Raw genomic sequence first — 15,259 nt, forward strand, 5'->3', positions numbered from 1 at the left:
CCTCTCCGTCAGCCCTGATAACGCTGGAACACCAGCGTGGCATTGGTGCCGCCAAATCCGAAGGAGTTGGAGAGCACGGTATTGAGCTGAGCATTGTCGATGCGCTTGCGAACGATAGGCATGTCCGCGAAGGCAGGATCCAGTTCTTCGATATGAGCGCTTTCGCAGATGAAGTTATTCTGCATCATCAAAAGCGAGTAAATTGCTTCCTGCACCCCGGTAGCGCCCAGCGAATGGCCGGTCAGTGATTTGGTCGCCGCAATTGGCGGGCAGGCATCGCCTGAGCCAAAGACCTGACGTATAGCTTCGATTTCCGGAGCGTCACCGGCAGGCGTCGAGGTTGCATGTGGATTGATGTAGTCGATCTTCGAGGTAACCGTCGAAAGCGCCATCTTCATGCAGCGAACAGCACCTTCGCCAGACGGAGCGACCATGTCATAGCCGTCGGAGGTTGCGCCGTAGCCGACGATTTCGCCGTAAATCTTCGCACCGCGTGCGAGTGCTGTTTCAAGATCTTCAAGCACCAGAACACCCGCACCACCGGCAATAACAAAACCGTCGCGGTTTTTGTCATAGGCGCGCGATGCAGTGGACGGCGTGTCGTTATATTTGGACGACATAGCACCCATGGCGTCGAACAACACCGAAAGCGTCCAGTCGAGATCTTCACAGCCGCCCGCAAACATGCGGTCCTGCTTGCCATACTGGATCATCTCGAATGCATTGCCGATACAATGGTTCGACGTCGCACAAGCCGACGAGATCGAATAGTTGATGCCCTTGATCTTGAAGAAGGTCGCAAGCGTAGCCGACGCGGTCGAGCTCATGGCTTTTGGCACAGCAAATGGACCAACGCGCTTTGGACCTTTTTCACGGGTCGTGTCGGCACTATCGACGATCGTGCGTGTCGAAGGGCCGCCGGAACCCATGATAATGCCGGTACGATCATTGGAGACCTGCTCCTCCGAAAGGCCTGCATCGGCAATCGCCTGATCCATGGCAACGTGATTCCAAGCCGTACCACGGCCATGGAAGCGCATTGCGCGACGGTCTACGAGTGCTTCAACGTCGATTTTCGGTGCGCCGTGCACCTGGCAACGGAATCCGAGTTCGGCATATTCTTCGGCACGGGAAATGCCGGATTTGGCCTCACGCAGAGAGGTTGTTACCTCTTCGGTGTTGTTTCCAATTGAGGATACAATCCCCATACCCGTTACGACCACACGCCGCATCGCGTTCTCCTTTACACCTGTTCCGTGTGATCAACCCGTGAAGGCTGACCCTTGTTCCCGGTTACATAGGTGCGATCTTCGCATGTTTTGAGCGCGGCTGCATGAAAACTCGATATTTTCTACAGTCGCGCCCGTGAATGATGATGAATTAAGCGCTATCGCCGTCTTTTGACAGGCCGACGCGCAGGTCGCTTGCCTTGTAGATGGTTTCGCCATCAGCCTTGAGCCAGCCATCGGCCGTGCCAAGAACCAAGCGGCCACGCATGACGCGCTTGAAGTCGATACCGTATTGCAGAAGCTTGGTGTGCGGGCGAACCATGCCCTTGAACTTCACTTCACCGGTCGAAAGCGCCATACCGCGACCCGGCTCACCGAGCCAGCCGAGGAAGAAGCCTGTCAGCTGCCACATGCCGTCGAGGCCAAGGCAGCCCGGCATGATTGGATTGCCCTGAAAATGGCATGGGAAATACCAGTCGTCGGGGCTGACATCGTATTCGGCACGGATATAGCCCTTGTCGAACTCTCCGCCGGTTTCGGAAATTTCGGTGATGCGGTGCACCATCAGCATTGGTGGCAGGGGGAGCTGTGCATTGCCGGGACCGAACAACTCGCCGCGTGCGCAGCTGAGGAGCTCTTCATACCCGTAGCTCGATTTCTGTTCTGCCATTACGCCTCCCTTGAGGATCATTCTGATGTGACCGTTTCTGTCGCCAGAAGCGGTCGGGTTTTCATCTTTTCGGGAACACCTCTAACATAGAGTGTTTCCGTCAGTAAAATAGTGTGCGTGGTTTTCCAAAAAAAGCCGGGATTACCATGCCTATTGATACTTATTTCGCAACGGCATATATCAATGTCAGTATGCAATGGGCAACAGCCCGTTTAATCTTTGACGAAATTGCTACAAGCTTGTGACGGATCCAAGGGTGAATATGCAGAATTATCATGCCAGCCACTCGATGGTTTCAATGGAAGAACGGCTTCGCGGAGCGGGTTTGCGCCCGACGCGTCAACGTGTTTCGCTTGCCAGCCTGATCTATGCGCAAGGCGATCGCCACCTTTCTGCTGAAGACCTTCATGAAGAAGCGGTCCTCGCGAACGTGCCGGTATCGCTTGCGACTGTCTATAACACGCTGCACCAGTTTACCGAAGCCGGCATGCTGCGCATCATCGCAGTCGAAGGTTCGAAAACATATTTCGATACCAATATATCCGATCACCAGCACTTCTTCCTTGAAGGCGAGAATGTCGTTTTCGATATTCCGCATGGTGAACGCGGTCAGCCAACGGTCTCCAATATGCCCGAAGCACCCGAAGGCATGGAAATCGTCAATGTGGACATTATCGTCCGCCTTCGCCGCAGGACGCGCTGAGTAGCTTTGATATAAGTTTCAAGAAAGCGGCCTTTGGGGCCGCTTTTTTGTTGCGCATCTTAGGCTAAAGTGATTCATCCGACCCATTACCTTTCCCAGGCGCATTTGAAAGCGGACCTCCCAACCAAGCGTGAATGCGTCGATAACGATTTGACTGGAGACGCCCATGCACAAGTTGATCATTGCCGCCACCGCTTTCGCTCTTTTCTCAACGGCAAGCGCCTTTGCCGAGAAGATTCGCATTGGCGTCACCCCCGGACCGCACGCGCAGATCATGGAAAAGGTCAGGGAAGTTGCCGCCACCAAGGGAATGGAAATCGATATTCAGGAATTTTCCGATTATGTGATTCCCAACATGGCTCTGGCTGACGGTGCGCTTGAGGCAAATTCCTTCCAGCATCAGCCTTATCTCGATAACCAGGTGGCAGATCGCGGCTTTCCGATTGAGACGGTAGCACCGACTGTCAACTTCCCGATGGGCATGTATTCCAAGAAGCTCAAGAACATTTCAGAACTGGCCGATGGTGCTACTATCGCCATTCCAAATGATCCGACCAATGGCGGGCGCGCGCTTCTGGTGCTTGCCGATAACGGCCTTATCAAGCTGGATGCTGCCAAGGGCCTGAAGGTTACGTCCATTGATGTGACGGAAAATCCGAAGAACCTGAAGTTCGTGGAACTTGATGCAGCACAGTTGCCGCGTTCGCTTGAAGATGTGGATGCTGCAGTCATCAATACCAACTACGCTTTGGAAGCGGGACTGAACCCGGCAGGTGATGCGCTTATCCGCGAAGGCGAAAAGGCTCCTTATGTGAATGTGCTGGTCGTCCGCACAGCTGACAAGGATGCTGAATGGGTGAAGACGCTGATCAGCACCTATCATAGCCCGGAAGTGAAGCAGTTTATCGCTGAAACCTTCAAAGGATCGGTTATTCCGGCTTGGTGATAGTTGATATTGAATAATGCCAATAAAGCGGGGCAAGCAATCGCCCCGCTTTATCATTAGGCTTTTAGCTGCATTTCAATATTGGCGAACGGAAGACCGTTGTCGTCTTTCGCGCGACGGCTGATTTCCTGAAAACCGAGCTGCTTGTAGAAGCGACAAGCCCTTTGATTATCAGCGTAAACTTCGAGCGAAAGTTCGCCCTTCATTGCCAGCGAGTGGTCAATCAATTTACGACCTATGCCGTGGCCCTGAGCTGCTGGATCGACGAACAAGCCGCCGATGAAACTGTCCAGAAGGCCGATAAAGCCGACAGATTTGTTATCTACAACCGCGACCCAGGTCTCTGCCTTTTCGAGATAGACGTCTTCGATCAGCTTTTGCTGGTCGCGAAGCAGGCCCACTCCCAGAAAAGCATGCGCTTCGAGCGAAGCGCGATACCAGATTGAAGATAAGGTTTCTTTGTCCGCAGCTTCATAAGCGCGGATCATGACCGACATTTTTTTCATGGTTATTCCAGAGTTTTGATATGCACAAATATCCCACCGCAAGGGGTAGGGTTCAAAACCGTTAAAACGGCAGCGATGAACTTCTGCGCATAAAACTCCTTTTTAATTTGTTTGAGAGAAGTACCGTTGGCGGTACTCACTCGTCAAGCGTCGGCGTTTGTGGATCAGTCGAAAACTTCGTCGGGGTAAACGCCCCAAAGATCGGATTGTTTGATCCAGCCACGGGTGCCCTGCATGTCCATCCGACACCACTGGCCATTGCATTGGCGAACGGTGCCGATCACATTGGGTTCGATTTCCGCCGCAAGCCCCGAAGTCTCGGTTGGGTCGCGATGCATGGTGATCATCGAACCCTCATTATTCTTGAGCCATGGCGCGGTGATCGCTGTGCGTTTGCCCGATAGCAGCGACTGATAAACCCAGCCTTCGGTGCCATCGGCATCACGGATGCGGCGCCAGTTGTCATATTCCTGAATGATTTCGACAGGCAGCCCCGATTTCATAAACAGCCACGACACGGCATAATCTCTACCGGGTCCGACACGCAAATTGACGCGTGCGGGCTTGAGACTGACAAAGCGCGGCACAGGCAGGCCGCTTGCGCCCAATGTCGTGCCTGATGTCGCCTGAGCCATTGCGGCATGTTGGTGCGATGCGCCAAGTGGTGCAATGACCAGCAGCATTGCGATGCTGCCAAGCGCTGCCATAAAAAAGCGTTGCGAAAGTACTCGGTACAATTCTGACCTCTCGCCGTCCTGTCATGTCGGGCAGTTTCAGGGCAAGGGGGAGGGACCGACTGAAACTGCGAAAACGAATAACTGCGCGGTTTTCCCGCTTGTGATCGAAAAACAGGTACAAGAGTTTTGGTTTTTGCAGGCCTGTGAGAACTGCTGAGACTGCTCTGTTGCCGTTTTTACGATTCTGTTTTTCTTTGTCTTTGCCGCGCCGCCTTGCTAGAGATGTGCAGCCGAAGCAATATCTCATATTGCACCTTCTTGGTTAAGGAGGTCTCAACACGGGATATTGGTTAAAGGATTTTCAGGGACTGTGAACCGTGTTTTGCGTCTGAGAATGCTTGAAAGCGACTTTTAGAGCTTTGCTCAAAAAATGGGGTGGAGATGTCGAACAAGAAGAAACCACTGGTGGTTCTTACCCGAAAACTGCCTGACCCGGTTGAAACCCGAATGCGGGAATTGTTCGACGCACGTTTGAATATAGACGACCATCGCATGTCACAGCCTGAAATCATCGCCGCGATGAAAGAGGCGGATGTTCTCGTGCCCTGTATCACTGACGTGATCGATGCTGCTGCGATTGAACAGGCGGGGCCGAATCTCAAACTGATCGCCAATTTTGGCAATGGCGTCGACAATATCGATGTCGCGGCTGCTGCAAAGCGCGGCATCACCGTTACCAACACGCCTAATGTGCTGACCGAAGATACAGCCGACATGACGCTGGCGCTGTTGCTGATGGTGCCTCGCAGGCTCGTTGAGGGTGCGAATGTGCTCAATGAGCGCGACGGCGAATGGCCGGGCTGGTCACCGACCTGGATGCTCGGACGCCGCATCTGGGGCAAGCGCCTCGGTATTGTCGGTATGGGCCGCATTGGTACTGCGGTCGCACGCCGTGCCAAGGCCTTCGGTCTTTCCATTCATTATCACAACCGCAAGCGTGTCAGCGCACAGGTCGAGGAAGAGCTGGAAGCGACCTATTGGGACAGTCTCGACCAGATGCTGGCGCGGATGGACATCATTTCGGTCAATTGCCCATCCACACCGGCAACATTTCACCTGCTTTCAGCCCGCAGAATAGCGCTCATGCAGCCGACAGCCTATCTGGTCAACACGGCGCGTGGTCAGATTATCGATGAAAATGCGCTGGTCGAGCTGATCGAGCAGGGCAAAATTGCGGGCGCGGGTCTCGACGTGTTCGAGCATGAACCGGCGGTCAATCCGCAGCTTCTTTCGCTTGCTGAAAAAGGCAAGGTCGTGTTGCTGCCGCATATGGGGTCGGCCACGATTGAAGGCCGCGTTGATATGGGCGACAAGGTGATCATCAATATCCGGGCTTTTGTCGATGGCCATCGCCCGCCTGATCGTGTCCTGCCCAATCGCGTTTGAAGCTATTTGCTGGCCGTAACCGAGCCATCGGGATTGTCGCCAGCAATGAATTTCAATACTGCACGGGCGTAGAGGCGGGGATTTTCCGCCGGAACGCCATGACCGGAATCGGGCAGGATAACCAGCCGTGCATCAGGAATATGATCTGCAATGAACTCGGTATGCTCACGCGTGATCGCAGTATCGCGATCACCGATTACAATGGCGGTTCGCACGGTGATCTTCGACAAGTCTTCCGCCGTATAGTTCGGCTCATTCGCCCATAAGGCATGGATTTCTTTATCGATGCTTTCATAGTGGCGTAATTCAGGAAGCGGTTTGCCTTCGGCGCGCGCCAGAGCATAGCCGGTCGAGCCCTCCGGCGTAACATTGGCGGCTTGCGCAAACAGGCTTTTGAGTCGTTCGGGATAGCGCATGGCAATATCGATGCCGATAATGCCGCCATCGCTCCAGCCGACCAGATCAACCTTGCCGATGTTGAGATAATCCAGCAGTGCTACATAATCGTCAGCCATCAGCTCATAGGTGAGCGGATCGGTCGTGCGTGTCGAGCGTCCTTGCCCACGGCTATCCGCAACAATCACCGTATGATCGCGCGCGAGAATCGGCAGTTGTGCATCCCAGACATGCTGATCAGACAGGCCGCCATGGATGAGAAGGATTGGCGGGCCCTTTCCCACGACGCGATAATACATCTCAATGCCATTGACGCTGGCAAAGCTGGCTGGCGAAGCGGTGATGGTCATGCGTGCGGCCCTTTCAAGCGAAACGGCAGACGGGAAGAAGGTGACAAACCCGAAGAGCAGTGCTGAGAATCCCAGTGTGGAAATCCAGAGCACCGATCGTGGGAGTGTCGTTTTTCCCGTCATGAAAGATACCCGGACATCAGGGCCTTCTGATCAGCGTTGGCAGATCGTAGAGATAGGCGATGCGCTTGATTGCGTCCCTGAGTGGCTCCAGGGTCACGGTCATGGTGTGGCCGCTGGCGTGGATCAGCATGTCAGGCGATGCACAGATCGCGACGTGGCCTTTCCAGAACACCAGATCTCCGCGCTTGAGATTGGAATAATCATCATCCGGTTCGACGATTTCGCCGAGCGTGTTTTGCTGCATGTCCGAATCGCGCAAGACCTTGCGGCCCGAAACCCACATGGAAAGCTGCACGATACCGGAACAATCGATACCGAAACCTGATGTTCCACCCCAGAGATAAGGCGTATGCAACAGGGTTTCAGCAACTGCAACATAGTCTGCCGCATGCTGATCAAGTGGCGCAAGATGGCCTGCAATCAGGGCTTCGCCATTTTCAAGCAGTGCATATTGCGTGCCGCGTGTCTCAGCGGAACCGACAATGCGCACACGCGAGCCAAGCGAAAGTGCCTTGGTATGCGGAAAACGAAGATCAGAGCCGGGATAGATGAATGTGCGCGGCACGATCACCATGTGAGTCGCATCTGCGGTTGGCTTTTCCAGCGATGCTGAGGATACGTAACCTGTATAGCCGTCGCGCTCGGCCTGCACCCAAGACCAGCCGTCCTGCTCTTCGAAAACGCGGACCATGTCGCCGAAAATGATCTGGGTTTGCGGCCCGCTATCTGGTCGTGGTTCAGAACGAAGGTCGACCACCGAAGCCGAAACCTGCATCAGAGTGCCAGTGGTAAAACGGCTCGCTTCCACCTTGCCGCTCAACCGCTCATCGGCGAGATCGGGACGATAGGCATTCAAGCGACGGTCGAGCATGCTCACAGTGGTAACTCCCTGGCCTTGGCGATCACCAGATCGCCTAATCTTTCGACATAAAGTGCGCCAGTAACCGTTCTCTTTACTAGCACATTCCGACGGTCTTTTTCATCACGATGCCGGGATACAAGGTCGAGTGTTCCCATCGTATCGAGGGCGCGTGTAATCACCGGCTTGGTGACATTCAGTTTGGCTGCAAGTCCTCGCACCGTATGCGGCGGGGGCTCCAGATAAATGGTGAGAAGTATAGTGACTTGTCGCGTGGTCAGGTCGGGCATCTCGTCCCGCACCTGCTCCAGCGACAAAGTTCTCAGCAATGTCAGTGCCTGCAAAGGTTTCAGTTCAACGGGCATGTTCTACCGAAGCTCGGGTAATTGTTTCGGACCCGTATCATTCAACGCCGTTTTCACTTTGCAGGCAAGCGATTTCATTTTGCGGGATACTGCTCTTTGAGCAGCTTATAGAGCGCGCGGATTGCCTGTGCTTCGCCACCAATCGGCGAGGCAGGCTTTTCCACCGGCACCCAGCCGTAGATGTCGAAATGTGCCCAGCTTTTAGCCTTCTCGACAAAGCGGCTCAGGAACAGTGCAGCCGTCACAGAGCCTGCAAAGCCATCGGTGGTGACATTGTTGATGTCTGCCACACGCGACGAAAGTTTCTGCGCATAAGGCTGCCAGAGCGGCATTCGCCAGAGCGGATCGGCGGTTTCATCAGCTTTCTCTGCAATATCTGCTGCAAGCGCATCATCATGCGTATAGAAAGGCGGCAGATCCGGGCCGAGCGCCACACGCGCTGCACCTGTCAGCGTTGCCATATCGATGATGAGTTCCGGTTCTTCCTCATCGGCCAGTGCCAGTGCGTCTGCCAGAACCAGACGGCCTTCTGCATCGGTATTTCCGATTTCAACGGTTAATCCCTTGCGGCTTTGCAGCACATCGCTTGGGCGGAAAGCATTGCCCGCAATCGAATTCTCGACTGCCGGAATGAGCACGCGTAGCCGCACGGGCAGTTTCGCGTCCATGATGATGGAGGCCAGCCCCAGCACATTGGCGGCTCCGCCCATATCTTTTTTCATGAGCAGCATGCCGCTCGCAGGCTTGATGTCGAGACCGCCGGTATCAAAACATACGCCTTTGCCGACGAGCGTGATCTTTGGATCGCTGTCTTTGCCCCATGTGATATCGATCAGGCGCGGTGCGATGCTGCCTGCACGACCAACCGCATGGATCATCGGGAAATTCTGTTCCAGAAGTGCGTCGCCCTCGATGGTGCTGACCTTCGCGCCATTGCTGGCTGCCAGATCACGTGCCGCCTGTTCCAGCGCATCCGGTCCCATATCATTGGTCGGCGTGTTGATGAGATCACGGGCAAGAGTTACAGCATCGGCAATGCGCTGTGTTTCAGCGACATCCACACCTTCGGGAATGGTCAGACGGATTGTCTTACCATTGCCCTTGCGGTAACGCGTGAAACTGTAACCGCCCATGAGAAATGCAAGCGCTGTCAGTTCGGCATGGTCAGAACTGCCTTCAATATACCAGTCGCCTTCTGGCAGGCTGCGGGCAAGCTTACCGGCCAAAAGCTGCGACTGGCCACCTTGTTCATCATCGCCTGTACCAAACAGAGCGCCAGCAATCGAGCCGTCTTTGCCCGGCAGCACAAGAACACGTCCGGCTTCACCGTTGAAATCATTCGCTCTGGCCCAGGCCTGGACATCGGATGTCAGCCCTGCCTGATCGACCTTATTCGTTCCGATGAACCAGATGGGGCGGCTGTCTGCTGATTTGGTGGTAACGATCTCAACGGTCATGACATTCCTCGGCAGTGAAAACTTGTAGCTACGTCAATAAACAAATAGCCACCCGGCGTGAACCGACTGGCTATTCAATTCTGCATGAAAGGGAAACATTCGAGCGCGTCCCGAAAAGTGTGAAACGGTTTTCGGACAAGATGCGGGTCAACGTTTTCTAATGGTCTGATCCGATATGTGAGTCGGGATTCAAACGTCAAATTCAATCCACTAGTTTCGTTCGACGAGCTGAATCTGTGCGGCTGCATTGTAATCGAAAGCGGAAGCGGGCTTTCCGGCGAAAAGCGCCATGCCACTGATGACGGCGATAATGGCAAGCGCACCGATGAGTGTGCATTCAATCATCGCTGCACCCGATCTGTTCTTGAAAAAGCGCGTCATCAAAGCCGGCATGTTACTTACCCTGAGCTGAATTCTCGTTAGAGCGTCGTACGCCCAAGGGGGCGCACAAAGGCCGCTCTAACAATTTAAACATGCTGCATAGTTCTACCGTAAATCGATTCCGATTTAAGGAACTATGCAGTAGGGTTCCTTTTAATGCCCGCCAATTGTGATGAGTTTAAGAAACAAGGAAAATAAAGCGTTAATATGACTCCAACTTGGCTTGGGCGCGACTTCGGTCTGGTTTGGGTTAACGGATGGCAAATACAGTTTCTCCGGCCTATATGAGGTTTTCCGAACTATTTGCTGGGAAGATAATCAATGCCTGAATTGCCAGAGGTCGAGACGGTCCGCCGCGGATTGCAGCCCTTCATGGAAGGCGCAAATGTCGAGCGGGTCGAGCAGAACCGGCCAGATCTGCGGTTTCCTTTTCCCGATCAATTTGTCGAGCGCGTTTCAGGTCATCGTATTGAGGCGCTGGGTCGCCGCGCGAAATATCTGACCATGCATCTGGATGACGGGCTGTCGATTATCAGCCATCTTGGTATGTCGGGTTCATTTCGCATCGAAGCGGATGATGCGGAGGGAATGCCGGGCGGCTTTCATCATGAGCGATCCAAAATCGCCAAGCACGACCATGTCGTCTTTCATATGCTGCGCCCGGACGGCTCGAAGGCGCGCATCATCTATAATGATCCGCGGCGTTTTGGTTTCATGCTCTTTGCCGAGAAAGGTGGGCTTGATGATCACCCCTTGCTCAAAGGGCTTGGTGTTGAGCCGACAGGAAACCGGCTTTCAGGAGAGTTGCTTGGCACACTCTTTAAAGATCGCAAGACGCCATTAAAGGCAGCACTGCTTGATCAGCGGCTGATTGCGGGGTTGGGCAATATTTATGTCTGCGAGGCATTGTGGCGATCACGGCTCTCGCCCATGCGTGCCGCAGGTTCGATCGCGAGAGACAAGGAGACGCTTGATCGTCTTGCCGGGGATGTCCGCACCGTGATTGCAGAAGCCATTGCCGCAGGTGGATCGAGTTTGAAAGATTATATTCAGGCTGATGGTGCGCTTGGCTATTTTCAGCACTCGTTCTCCGTCTATGGCCGCGAGGCGCAGCCTTGTCGCGCTCCGGGCTGTACGGGTGTGGTTGAGCGAGCAGTACAGGCGGGCCGCTCGACCTTTTTCTGCGCATCATGCCAAAGTTGATATTGAATTGATATTTGGCTGATCTTGCCAAATGGAAACCGGCAGTACACCTTGTCCAGCAATTTCTGGTCTGGCGAAGGAGGAGAATTATTCCATGGCCTATGAAACGATCGTTGTTGAGACGCGCGGTGGCGTTGGTCTTGTTCGTCTTAATCGACCGCAGGCGCTCAATGCGCTGAACAGTACAGTTCTTAAAGAGCTGACCGAAGCCCTGGCCGCTTTCGATACTGATGGCAAAATCGGAGCGATCGTGCTCACCGGTTCGGAAAAAGCCTTTGCGGCTGGTGCCGATATCAAGGAAATGCAGCCAATCAATTTCGTCGACGCCTATTTGCAGGATATGTTTGCAGACTGGCGCAAGGTGGATCGTGTGCGCAAGCCGATCATTGCAGCCGTGTCGGGCTATGCGCTGGGTGGCGGTTGCGAACTCGCCATGATGTGCGATTTTATTATCGCAGCCACCAATGCCAAATTCGGTCAGCCGGAAATTACGCTGGGTGTTATGCCGGGCATGGGCGGCTCACAGCGCCTTGCGCGCTATGTCGGTAAATCCAAAGCCATGGATATGTGTCTGACGGGGCGCATGATGGATGCAGAGGAAGCCGAGCGTTGTGGTCTTGTCTCGCGCCTTGTTGCCCCTGAGGAACTGATCGAGGAAGCATTGAAAGCTGCCGAGCGTATTGCCTCCTTCTCGCAGCCTTCCGTGCAGATGGTGAAGGAATCGGTCAATCGTTCGTATGAGACGACACTTGATGAAGGTCTGCGTTTTGAACGCCGTCTGTTTCACTCGCTTTTTGCCACTGAGGACCAGAAAGAAGGCATGTCCGCTTTCATCGATAAGCGTACCCCATCTTTCAAGAATCGCTGATCGTTCGATCCTGAAGGCTGATCAGATCGCGACAGTTTAGCCGGATTGGCTTTGTCTGAGGCCGGAAATTAAGTCGGAAGGCCGCATATCCGGCCTTTTGGCGAGCTCGCTCCGCAGAATCCTCGTTGACGCGGGAGCAAAGCTGATCTATAAGCCCGCCACGGATCGGCGGCCCTAGGCACTATGGCTGCCCTAGAGGTTTTGTGCCCGACGGTTATACCCAGTGGGCTGCTGACAGAAAAAGAGAGGCATTTATGGCCAATACTCCTTCGGCCAAGAAGGCAGTGCGCAAGATCGCTGCCCGCACCGAAATCAACAAGTCGCGTCGTTCGCGCGTTCGTACCTTCCTCCGCAAGGTTGAAGATGCGCTCTTGAGCGGCGACAAGGAAGCAGCATCGGTTGCATTCAAGGCTGCTGAGCCTGAACTGATGCGCGCTGCTTCAAAGGGCGTCGTTCACAAGAATACCGCTGCTCGTAAGGTTTCGCGCCTTGCTGCACGCGTTAAGGCTCTGAACGCCTGATATAACCTAAAATTAAAACTAGGTTTTAGAAACCCGGCTCATTGTTAGCCGGGTTTTCTTTTTTGGAACTTTTTTAAAGAACGGCACCCATTAAACTAGGGGCATGTTTTTTTGAGACGCTTTATAATTTAATGATATTTTTCAAGCTCCCGGAAAAATGACTGATGGGAATTCCCTTTTGTTTTCAAAAACTTGCAAATCTTTATCCACAGTTATCCACAGGCTCCACGAAGGACTCGGAAGACCGTCTGAGTCAAGCCATTTTTTTAAAATTTATTTTGTCGGAGAACATATCGTGGCCACCTAAAAAAACGGTTCGGGAAACGCATTGAATCCAAAGGTGTTATTTCTTTGACGCCCGATTCTCTGATCCCCTGCACCGGCCATGCAAGTCTTAATTGAAGAAAAAACTGCAGATCTTAGACTTGCCCTTTGCCGCGAGGCTTCGCTAAAGTCAGGACATCAGAGGGGTGGGCCACGGCCCGGAGTTAGCATCACATTGAGTCTTCAATTGACGTGGGCAGTCTTGTCCGCGGGTGCTGAGGTCTGGTCTAAGGCCCTGTTCCTATTAAGTTTGTTTCTCATGGCTGTTGATTACCATTCATTAACCGGAATGCTGTTTTAGGCGCATCTTCGTTCATTGAATGGTTGTCGCAAGATCCGTTCCGGGCAATCAGCCTTGAGCAAGAATTGTGTGAGTCGTAACGCGTAGCCGGAAAGGAGCATCCGGACACCGATCCGCGGCAGCTGTTTGAGGCGTGGACTGTTTGAGTTTGTGTTTGGCCCTCCGCGTGAGGAGCCAGTGTGAGATGAGTACCTGCGAGGCGACTGGATCATAAGATCCTGCGGACCTGATGCGGGAAATAACGACAAGCGCCGCAAAATGGCGCGTAAGAATGTGAAGGCAGGCGAGACGATGGCAATGATGACTGGTAAGTCGACGGCAACGATGGGTGATGATGCGCATGCGAACCGTAACCATGGATCTTCTGCTACTGGAAAAGAAAACAGCCTCATGGTGAGCGCTGGGAATGTCGTTGGCGATGATGTTTTTGAACGTCTGACAGCAAAGCTGAAAGCCCGCGTTGGCAGCGAGATCTATTCAAGCTGGTTTGGCCGTCTGAAGCTCGACGATCTGTCCAAAAGCGTGGTTCGCCTGTCGGTTCCGACGGCTTTTCTTCGCTCGTGGATCAACAATCATTATTCTGAACTGCTGACCGAGCTCTGGCAGGAAGAACACCCGCAGATTCTCAAGGTAGAAGTGGTTGTGCGCGGAGTGAGCCGTGTTGTGCGCACCGCAGCACCCGCTGAAACCAGCGAAGTCGTGGACACCAAGTCGCCTGCTGCCATGCGCGAAAAGGTCGTTTTCCCGGTTGGTCAGCCAAGCGCTGAAAAGCGCGGTTCGGCAGTTGTGGCAGAATCGGCTTCCGGTTCGGTTCTCGGCTCTCCGCTCGATCCGCGTTACACATTTGATTCTTTCATTGACGGTGCTTCCAATCGTGTGGCTCTTGCTGCCGCCCGCACCATCGCAGAAGCAGGCTCAAGTGCGGTGCGCTTCAACCCGCTTTTCATCCATGCATCTGTTGGTCTTGGTAAGACTCACCTTTTGCAGGCGATTGCTGCGGCTGCCCTGCAGCGTCAGGAAAAGGCCCGCGTCGTTTATCTGACTGCGGAATATTTCATGTGGCGTTTTGCGACGGCGATTCGTGACAACAATGCGCTTTCTTTCAAGGAACAGCTGCGCGACATCGACCTGCTCGTCATTGACGACATGCAGTTCCTGCAGGGCAAGTCGATCCAGCACGAGTTCTGTCATCTTCTCAACACGCTGCTCGACAGCGCCAAGCAGGTGGTTGTTGCAGCAGATCGCCCACCGTCTGAACTGGAATCACTCGATGTCCGTGTTCGTTCGCGCCTTCAGGGTGGTGTTGCTCTGGAAGTTGCAGCACCTGATTATGAAATGCGCGTTGAAATGCTGCGCCGCCGCCTCACGACTGCACAGCTTGAAGATTCAAGCCTTAATATTGATGATGAAATTCTCGCCCATGTTGCCCGTACCGTCACCGGATCGGGTCGCGAACTGGAAGGCGCTTTCAACCAGCTTCTGTTCCGCCAGTCGTTTGAGCCAAATCTTTCCATCGACCGCGTCGATGAACTGCTCGGCCATCTGACCCGCGTTGGCGAACCTAAGCGTATCCGTATTGAAGAAATTCAGCGTATCGTGGCACGTCATTACAACGTCTCGAAGCAGGATCTGCTTTCGAACCGCCGCACGCGCACCATTGTAAAGCCGCGTCAGGTCGCGATGTATCTGGCGAAGATGCTGACCCCGCGTTCGCTTCCGGAAATCGGTCGTCGTTTTGGCGGACGCGACCATACCACTGTGCTCCATGCCGTGCGCAAGATCGAAGATCTGGTCGGTGCCGACGGCAAGCTGGCGCAGGAACTCGAGCTGCTGAAGCGCCTCATCAACGATCAGGCTGCCTGATCTGTAGAAATTCGTTAAAAAGCCTGCGCCGTGTCGTTTTGCGATGCGGCGTGGGCTTGCTTTTCAGCTCG

Annotated in this window: 16 protein-coding genes; 7 read left to right on the forward strand and 9 right to left on the reverse strand. The window is 53.9% G+C overall.

The window, feature by feature from the left end:
• Nucleotides 1–8: 8 nt before the first annotated feature.
• Together fabB and fabA are read right to left on the reverse strand one after the other, a co-directional pair.
• The gene (fabB, locus tag ACSME1_RS07230; RefSeq protein WP_024898332.1) at nucleotides 9–1,232 is read right to left on the reverse strand and encodes a beta-ketoacyl-ACP synthase I; all 1,224 of its coding nucleotides are present in this window, start codon (nucleotides 1,230–1,232) and stop codon (nucleotides 9–11) included.
• Between the two features lie 148 nt (nucleotides 1,233–1,380).
• Entirely contained in the window at nucleotides 1,381–1,899 is a 519-nt protein-coding gene (gene fabA, locus ACSME1_RS07235) for a 3-hydroxyacyl-[acyl-carrier-protein] dehydratase FabA (RefSeq protein ID WP_024898331.1), read from the reverse strand.
• Nucleotides 1,900–2,161: 262 nt separating this feature from the next.
• Between fabA and irrA the strand changes: the two genes are divergently transcribed.
• Together irrA and ACSME1_RS07245 are read left to right on the forward strand one after the other, a co-directional pair.
• Nucleotides 2,162–2,602: an iron response transcriptional regulator IrrA gene (gene irrA / locus ACSME1_RS07240; RefSeq protein WP_024898330.1), complete on the forward strand. Its 441-nt coding sequence runs from the start codon at nucleotides 2,162–2,164 to the stop codon at nucleotides 2,600–2,602.
• 166 nt (nucleotides 2,603–2,768) lie between these two features.
• Entirely contained in the window at nucleotides 2,769–3,548 is a 780-nt protein-coding gene (locus ACSME1_RS07245; protein WP_100558357.1) for a MetQ/NlpA family ABC transporter substrate-binding protein, read from the forward strand.
• A 56-nt stretch (nucleotides 3,549–3,604) separates the two neighbouring features.
• Here ACSME1_RS07245 and ACSME1_RS07250 read toward each other — a convergent pair whose 3' ends face one another.
• Nucleotides 3,605–4,054 carry a GNAT family N-acetyltransferase gene (locus ACSME1_RS07250; RefSeq protein WP_105705539.1) on the reverse strand — a complete coding sequence of 150 codons (450 nt, stop codon included), beginning with the start codon at nucleotides 4,052–4,054 and terminating at the stop codon, nucleotides 3,605–3,607.
• Nucleotides 4,055–4,218: 164 nt separating this feature from the next.
• Nucleotides 4,219–4,791 (reverse strand): SH3 domain-containing protein, encoded by a 573-nt coding sequence (locus ACSME1_RS07255; protein ID WP_024898327.1) that lies wholly within the window; start codon nucleotides 4,789–4,791, stop codon nucleotides 4,219–4,221.
• A gap of 381 nt (nucleotides 4,792–5,172) precedes the next feature.
• Between ACSME1_RS07255 and ACSME1_RS07260 the strand changes: the two genes are divergently transcribed.
• On the forward strand, nucleotides 5,173–6,177 hold the full coding sequence (locus ACSME1_RS07260) for a 2-hydroxyacid dehydrogenase (protein WP_024898326.1): 1,005 nt from the start codon (nucleotides 5,173–5,175) through the stop codon (nucleotides 6,175–6,177).
• A gap of 2 nt (nucleotides 6,178–6,179) precedes the next feature.
• Here the strand turns inward: ACSME1_RS07260 and ACSME1_RS07265 are convergent, their stop codons facing one another.
• The 5 genes from ACSME1_RS07265 to ACSME1_RS07285 all read right to left on the reverse strand — a co-directional run bounded on the left by ACSME1_RS07265 (nucleotide 6,180) and on the right by ACSME1_RS07285 (nucleotide 10,120).
• Nucleotides 6,180–7,046 carry an alpha/beta fold hydrolase gene (locus ACSME1_RS07265; RefSeq protein ID WP_424575786.1) on the reverse strand — a complete coding sequence of 289 codons (867 nt, stop codon included), beginning with the start codon at nucleotides 7,044–7,046 and terminating at the stop codon, nucleotides 6,180–6,182.
• Nucleotides 7,047–7,062: 16 nt separating this feature from the next.
• Nucleotides 7,063–7,917, reverse strand: a complete 855-nt coding sequence (locus tag ACSME1_RS07270; RefSeq protein WP_181151625.1) for an NlpC/P60 family protein — start codon at nucleotides 7,915–7,917, stop codon at nucleotides 7,063–7,065.
• A gap of 2 nt (nucleotides 7,918–7,919) precedes the next feature.
• Nucleotides 7,920–8,270, reverse strand: coding sequence for a MarR family transcriptional regulator (locus ACSME1_RS07275; RefSeq protein WP_024898323.1), 351 nt, complete (start codon nucleotides 8,268–8,270; stop codon nucleotides 7,920–7,922).
• Between the two features lie 74 nt (nucleotides 8,271–8,344).
• Nucleotides 8,345–9,727: a leucyl aminopeptidase family protein gene (locus ACSME1_RS07280; protein ID WP_024898322.1), complete on the reverse strand. Its 1,383-nt coding sequence runs from the start codon at nucleotides 9,725–9,727 to the stop codon at nucleotides 8,345–8,347.
• 210 nt (nucleotides 9,728–9,937) lie between these two features.
• Nucleotides 9,938–10,120 (reverse strand): Flp family type IVb pilin, encoded by a 183-nt coding sequence (locus tag ACSME1_RS07285; protein ID WP_024898321.1) that lies wholly within the window; start codon nucleotides 10,118–10,120, stop codon nucleotides 9,938–9,940.
• Between the two features lie 309 nt (nucleotides 10,121–10,429).
• Between ACSME1_RS07285 and mutM the strand changes: the two genes are divergently transcribed.
• The 4 genes from mutM (at nucleotide 10,430) to dnaA (ending at nucleotide 15,188) form a co-directional block, all read left to right on the forward strand.
• Nucleotides 10,430–11,311 (forward strand): bifunctional DNA-formamidopyrimidine glycosylase/DNA-(apurinic or apyrimidinic site) lyase, encoded by an 882-nt coding sequence (gene mutM / locus ACSME1_RS07290; RefSeq protein ID WP_024898320.1) that lies wholly within the window; start codon nucleotides 10,430–10,432, stop codon nucleotides 11,309–11,311.
• 94 nt (nucleotides 11,312–11,405) lie between these two features.
• The gene (locus tag ACSME1_RS07295; protein WP_024898319.1) at nucleotides 11,406–12,179 is read left to right on the forward strand and encodes an enoyl-CoA hydratase; all 774 of its coding nucleotides are present in this window, start codon (nucleotides 11,406–11,408) and stop codon (nucleotides 12,177–12,179) included.
• Between the two features lie 254 nt (nucleotides 12,180–12,433).
• Nucleotides 12,434–12,700, forward strand: a complete 267-nt coding sequence (gene rpsT / locus ACSME1_RS07300) for a 30S ribosomal protein S20 (RefSeq protein WP_007872888.1) — start codon at nucleotides 12,434–12,436, stop codon at nucleotides 12,698–12,700.
• A gap of 922 nt (nucleotides 12,701–13,622) precedes the next feature.
• The gene (gene dnaA / locus ACSME1_RS07305) at nucleotides 13,623–15,188 is read left to right on the forward strand and encodes a chromosomal replication initiator protein DnaA (protein WP_024898318.1); all 1,566 of its coding nucleotides are present in this window, start codon (nucleotides 13,623–13,625) and stop codon (nucleotides 15,186–15,188) included.
• The last annotated feature ends 71 nt before the right edge of the window (nucleotides 15,189–15,259 follow it).

Source organism: Brucella pituitosa (genome assembly GCF_965577835.1).
Taxonomy (GTDB): domain Bacteria; phylum Pseudomonadota; class Alphaproteobacteria; order Rhizobiales; family Rhizobiaceae; genus Brucella; species Brucella pituitosa.

What these genes read in the sequence shown, in the direction of transcription:
- ACSME1_RS07285 (WP_024898321.1), bottom strand. Translation starts at nt 10,120, where the DNA reads ATGCCGGCTTTGATGACGCGCTTTTTCAAGAACAGATCGGGTGCAGCG.
- dnaA (WP_024898318.1), top strand. Translation starts at nt 13,623, where the DNA reads ATGATGACTGGTAAGTCGACGGCAACGATGGGTGATGATGCGCATGCG.
- ACSME1_RS07265 (WP_424575786.1), bottom strand. Translation starts at nt 7,046, where the DNA reads ATGACGGGAAAAACGACACTCCCACGATCGGTGCTCTGGATTTCCACA.
- ACSME1_RS07250 (WP_105705539.1), bottom strand. Translation starts at nt 4,054, where the DNA reads ATGAAAAAAATGTCGGTCATGATCCGCGCTTATGAAGCTGCGGACAAA.
- fabA (WP_024898331.1), bottom strand. Translation starts at nt 1,899, where the DNA reads ATGGCAGAACAGAAATCGAGCTACGGGTATGAAGAGCTCCTCAGCTGC.
- mutM (WP_024898320.1), top strand. Translation starts at nt 10,430, where the DNA reads ATGCCTGAATTGCCAGAGGTCGAGACGGTCCGCCGCGGATTGCAGCCC.
- irrA (WP_024898330.1), top strand. Translation starts at nt 2,162, where the DNA reads ATGCAGAATTATCATGCCAGCCACTCGATGGTTTCAATGGAAGAACGG.
- fabB (WP_024898332.1), bottom strand. Translation starts at nt 1,232, where the DNA reads ATGCGGCGTGTGGTCGTAACGGGTATGGGGATTGTATCCTCAATTGGA.
- ACSME1_RS07245 (WP_100558357.1), top strand. Translation starts at nt 2,769, where the DNA reads ATGCACAAGTTGATCATTGCCGCCACCGCTTTCGCTCTTTTCTCAACG.
- rpsT (WP_007872888.1), top strand. Translation starts at nt 12,434, where the DNA reads ATGGCCAATACTCCTTCGGCCAAGAAGGCAGTGCGCAAGATCGCTGCC.
- ACSME1_RS07275 (WP_024898323.1), bottom strand. Translation starts at nt 8,270, where the DNA reads ATGCCCGTTGAACTGAAACCTTTGCAGGCACTGACATTGCTGAGAACT.
- ACSME1_RS07270 (WP_181151625.1), bottom strand. Translation starts at nt 7,917, where the DNA reads ATGCTCGACCGTCGCTTGAATGCCTATCGTCCCGATCTCGCCGATGAG.
- ACSME1_RS07280 (WP_024898322.1), bottom strand. Translation starts at nt 9,727, where the DNA reads ATGACCGTTGAGATCGTTACCACCAAATCAGCAGACAGCCGCCCCATC.
- ACSME1_RS07260 (WP_024898326.1), top strand. Translation starts at nt 5,173, where the DNA reads ATGTCGAACAAGAAGAAACCACTGGTGGTTCTTACCCGAAAACTGCCT.
- ACSME1_RS07295 (WP_024898319.1), top strand. Translation starts at nt 11,406, where the DNA reads ATGGCCTATGAAACGATCGTTGTTGAGACGCGCGGTGGCGTTGGTCTT.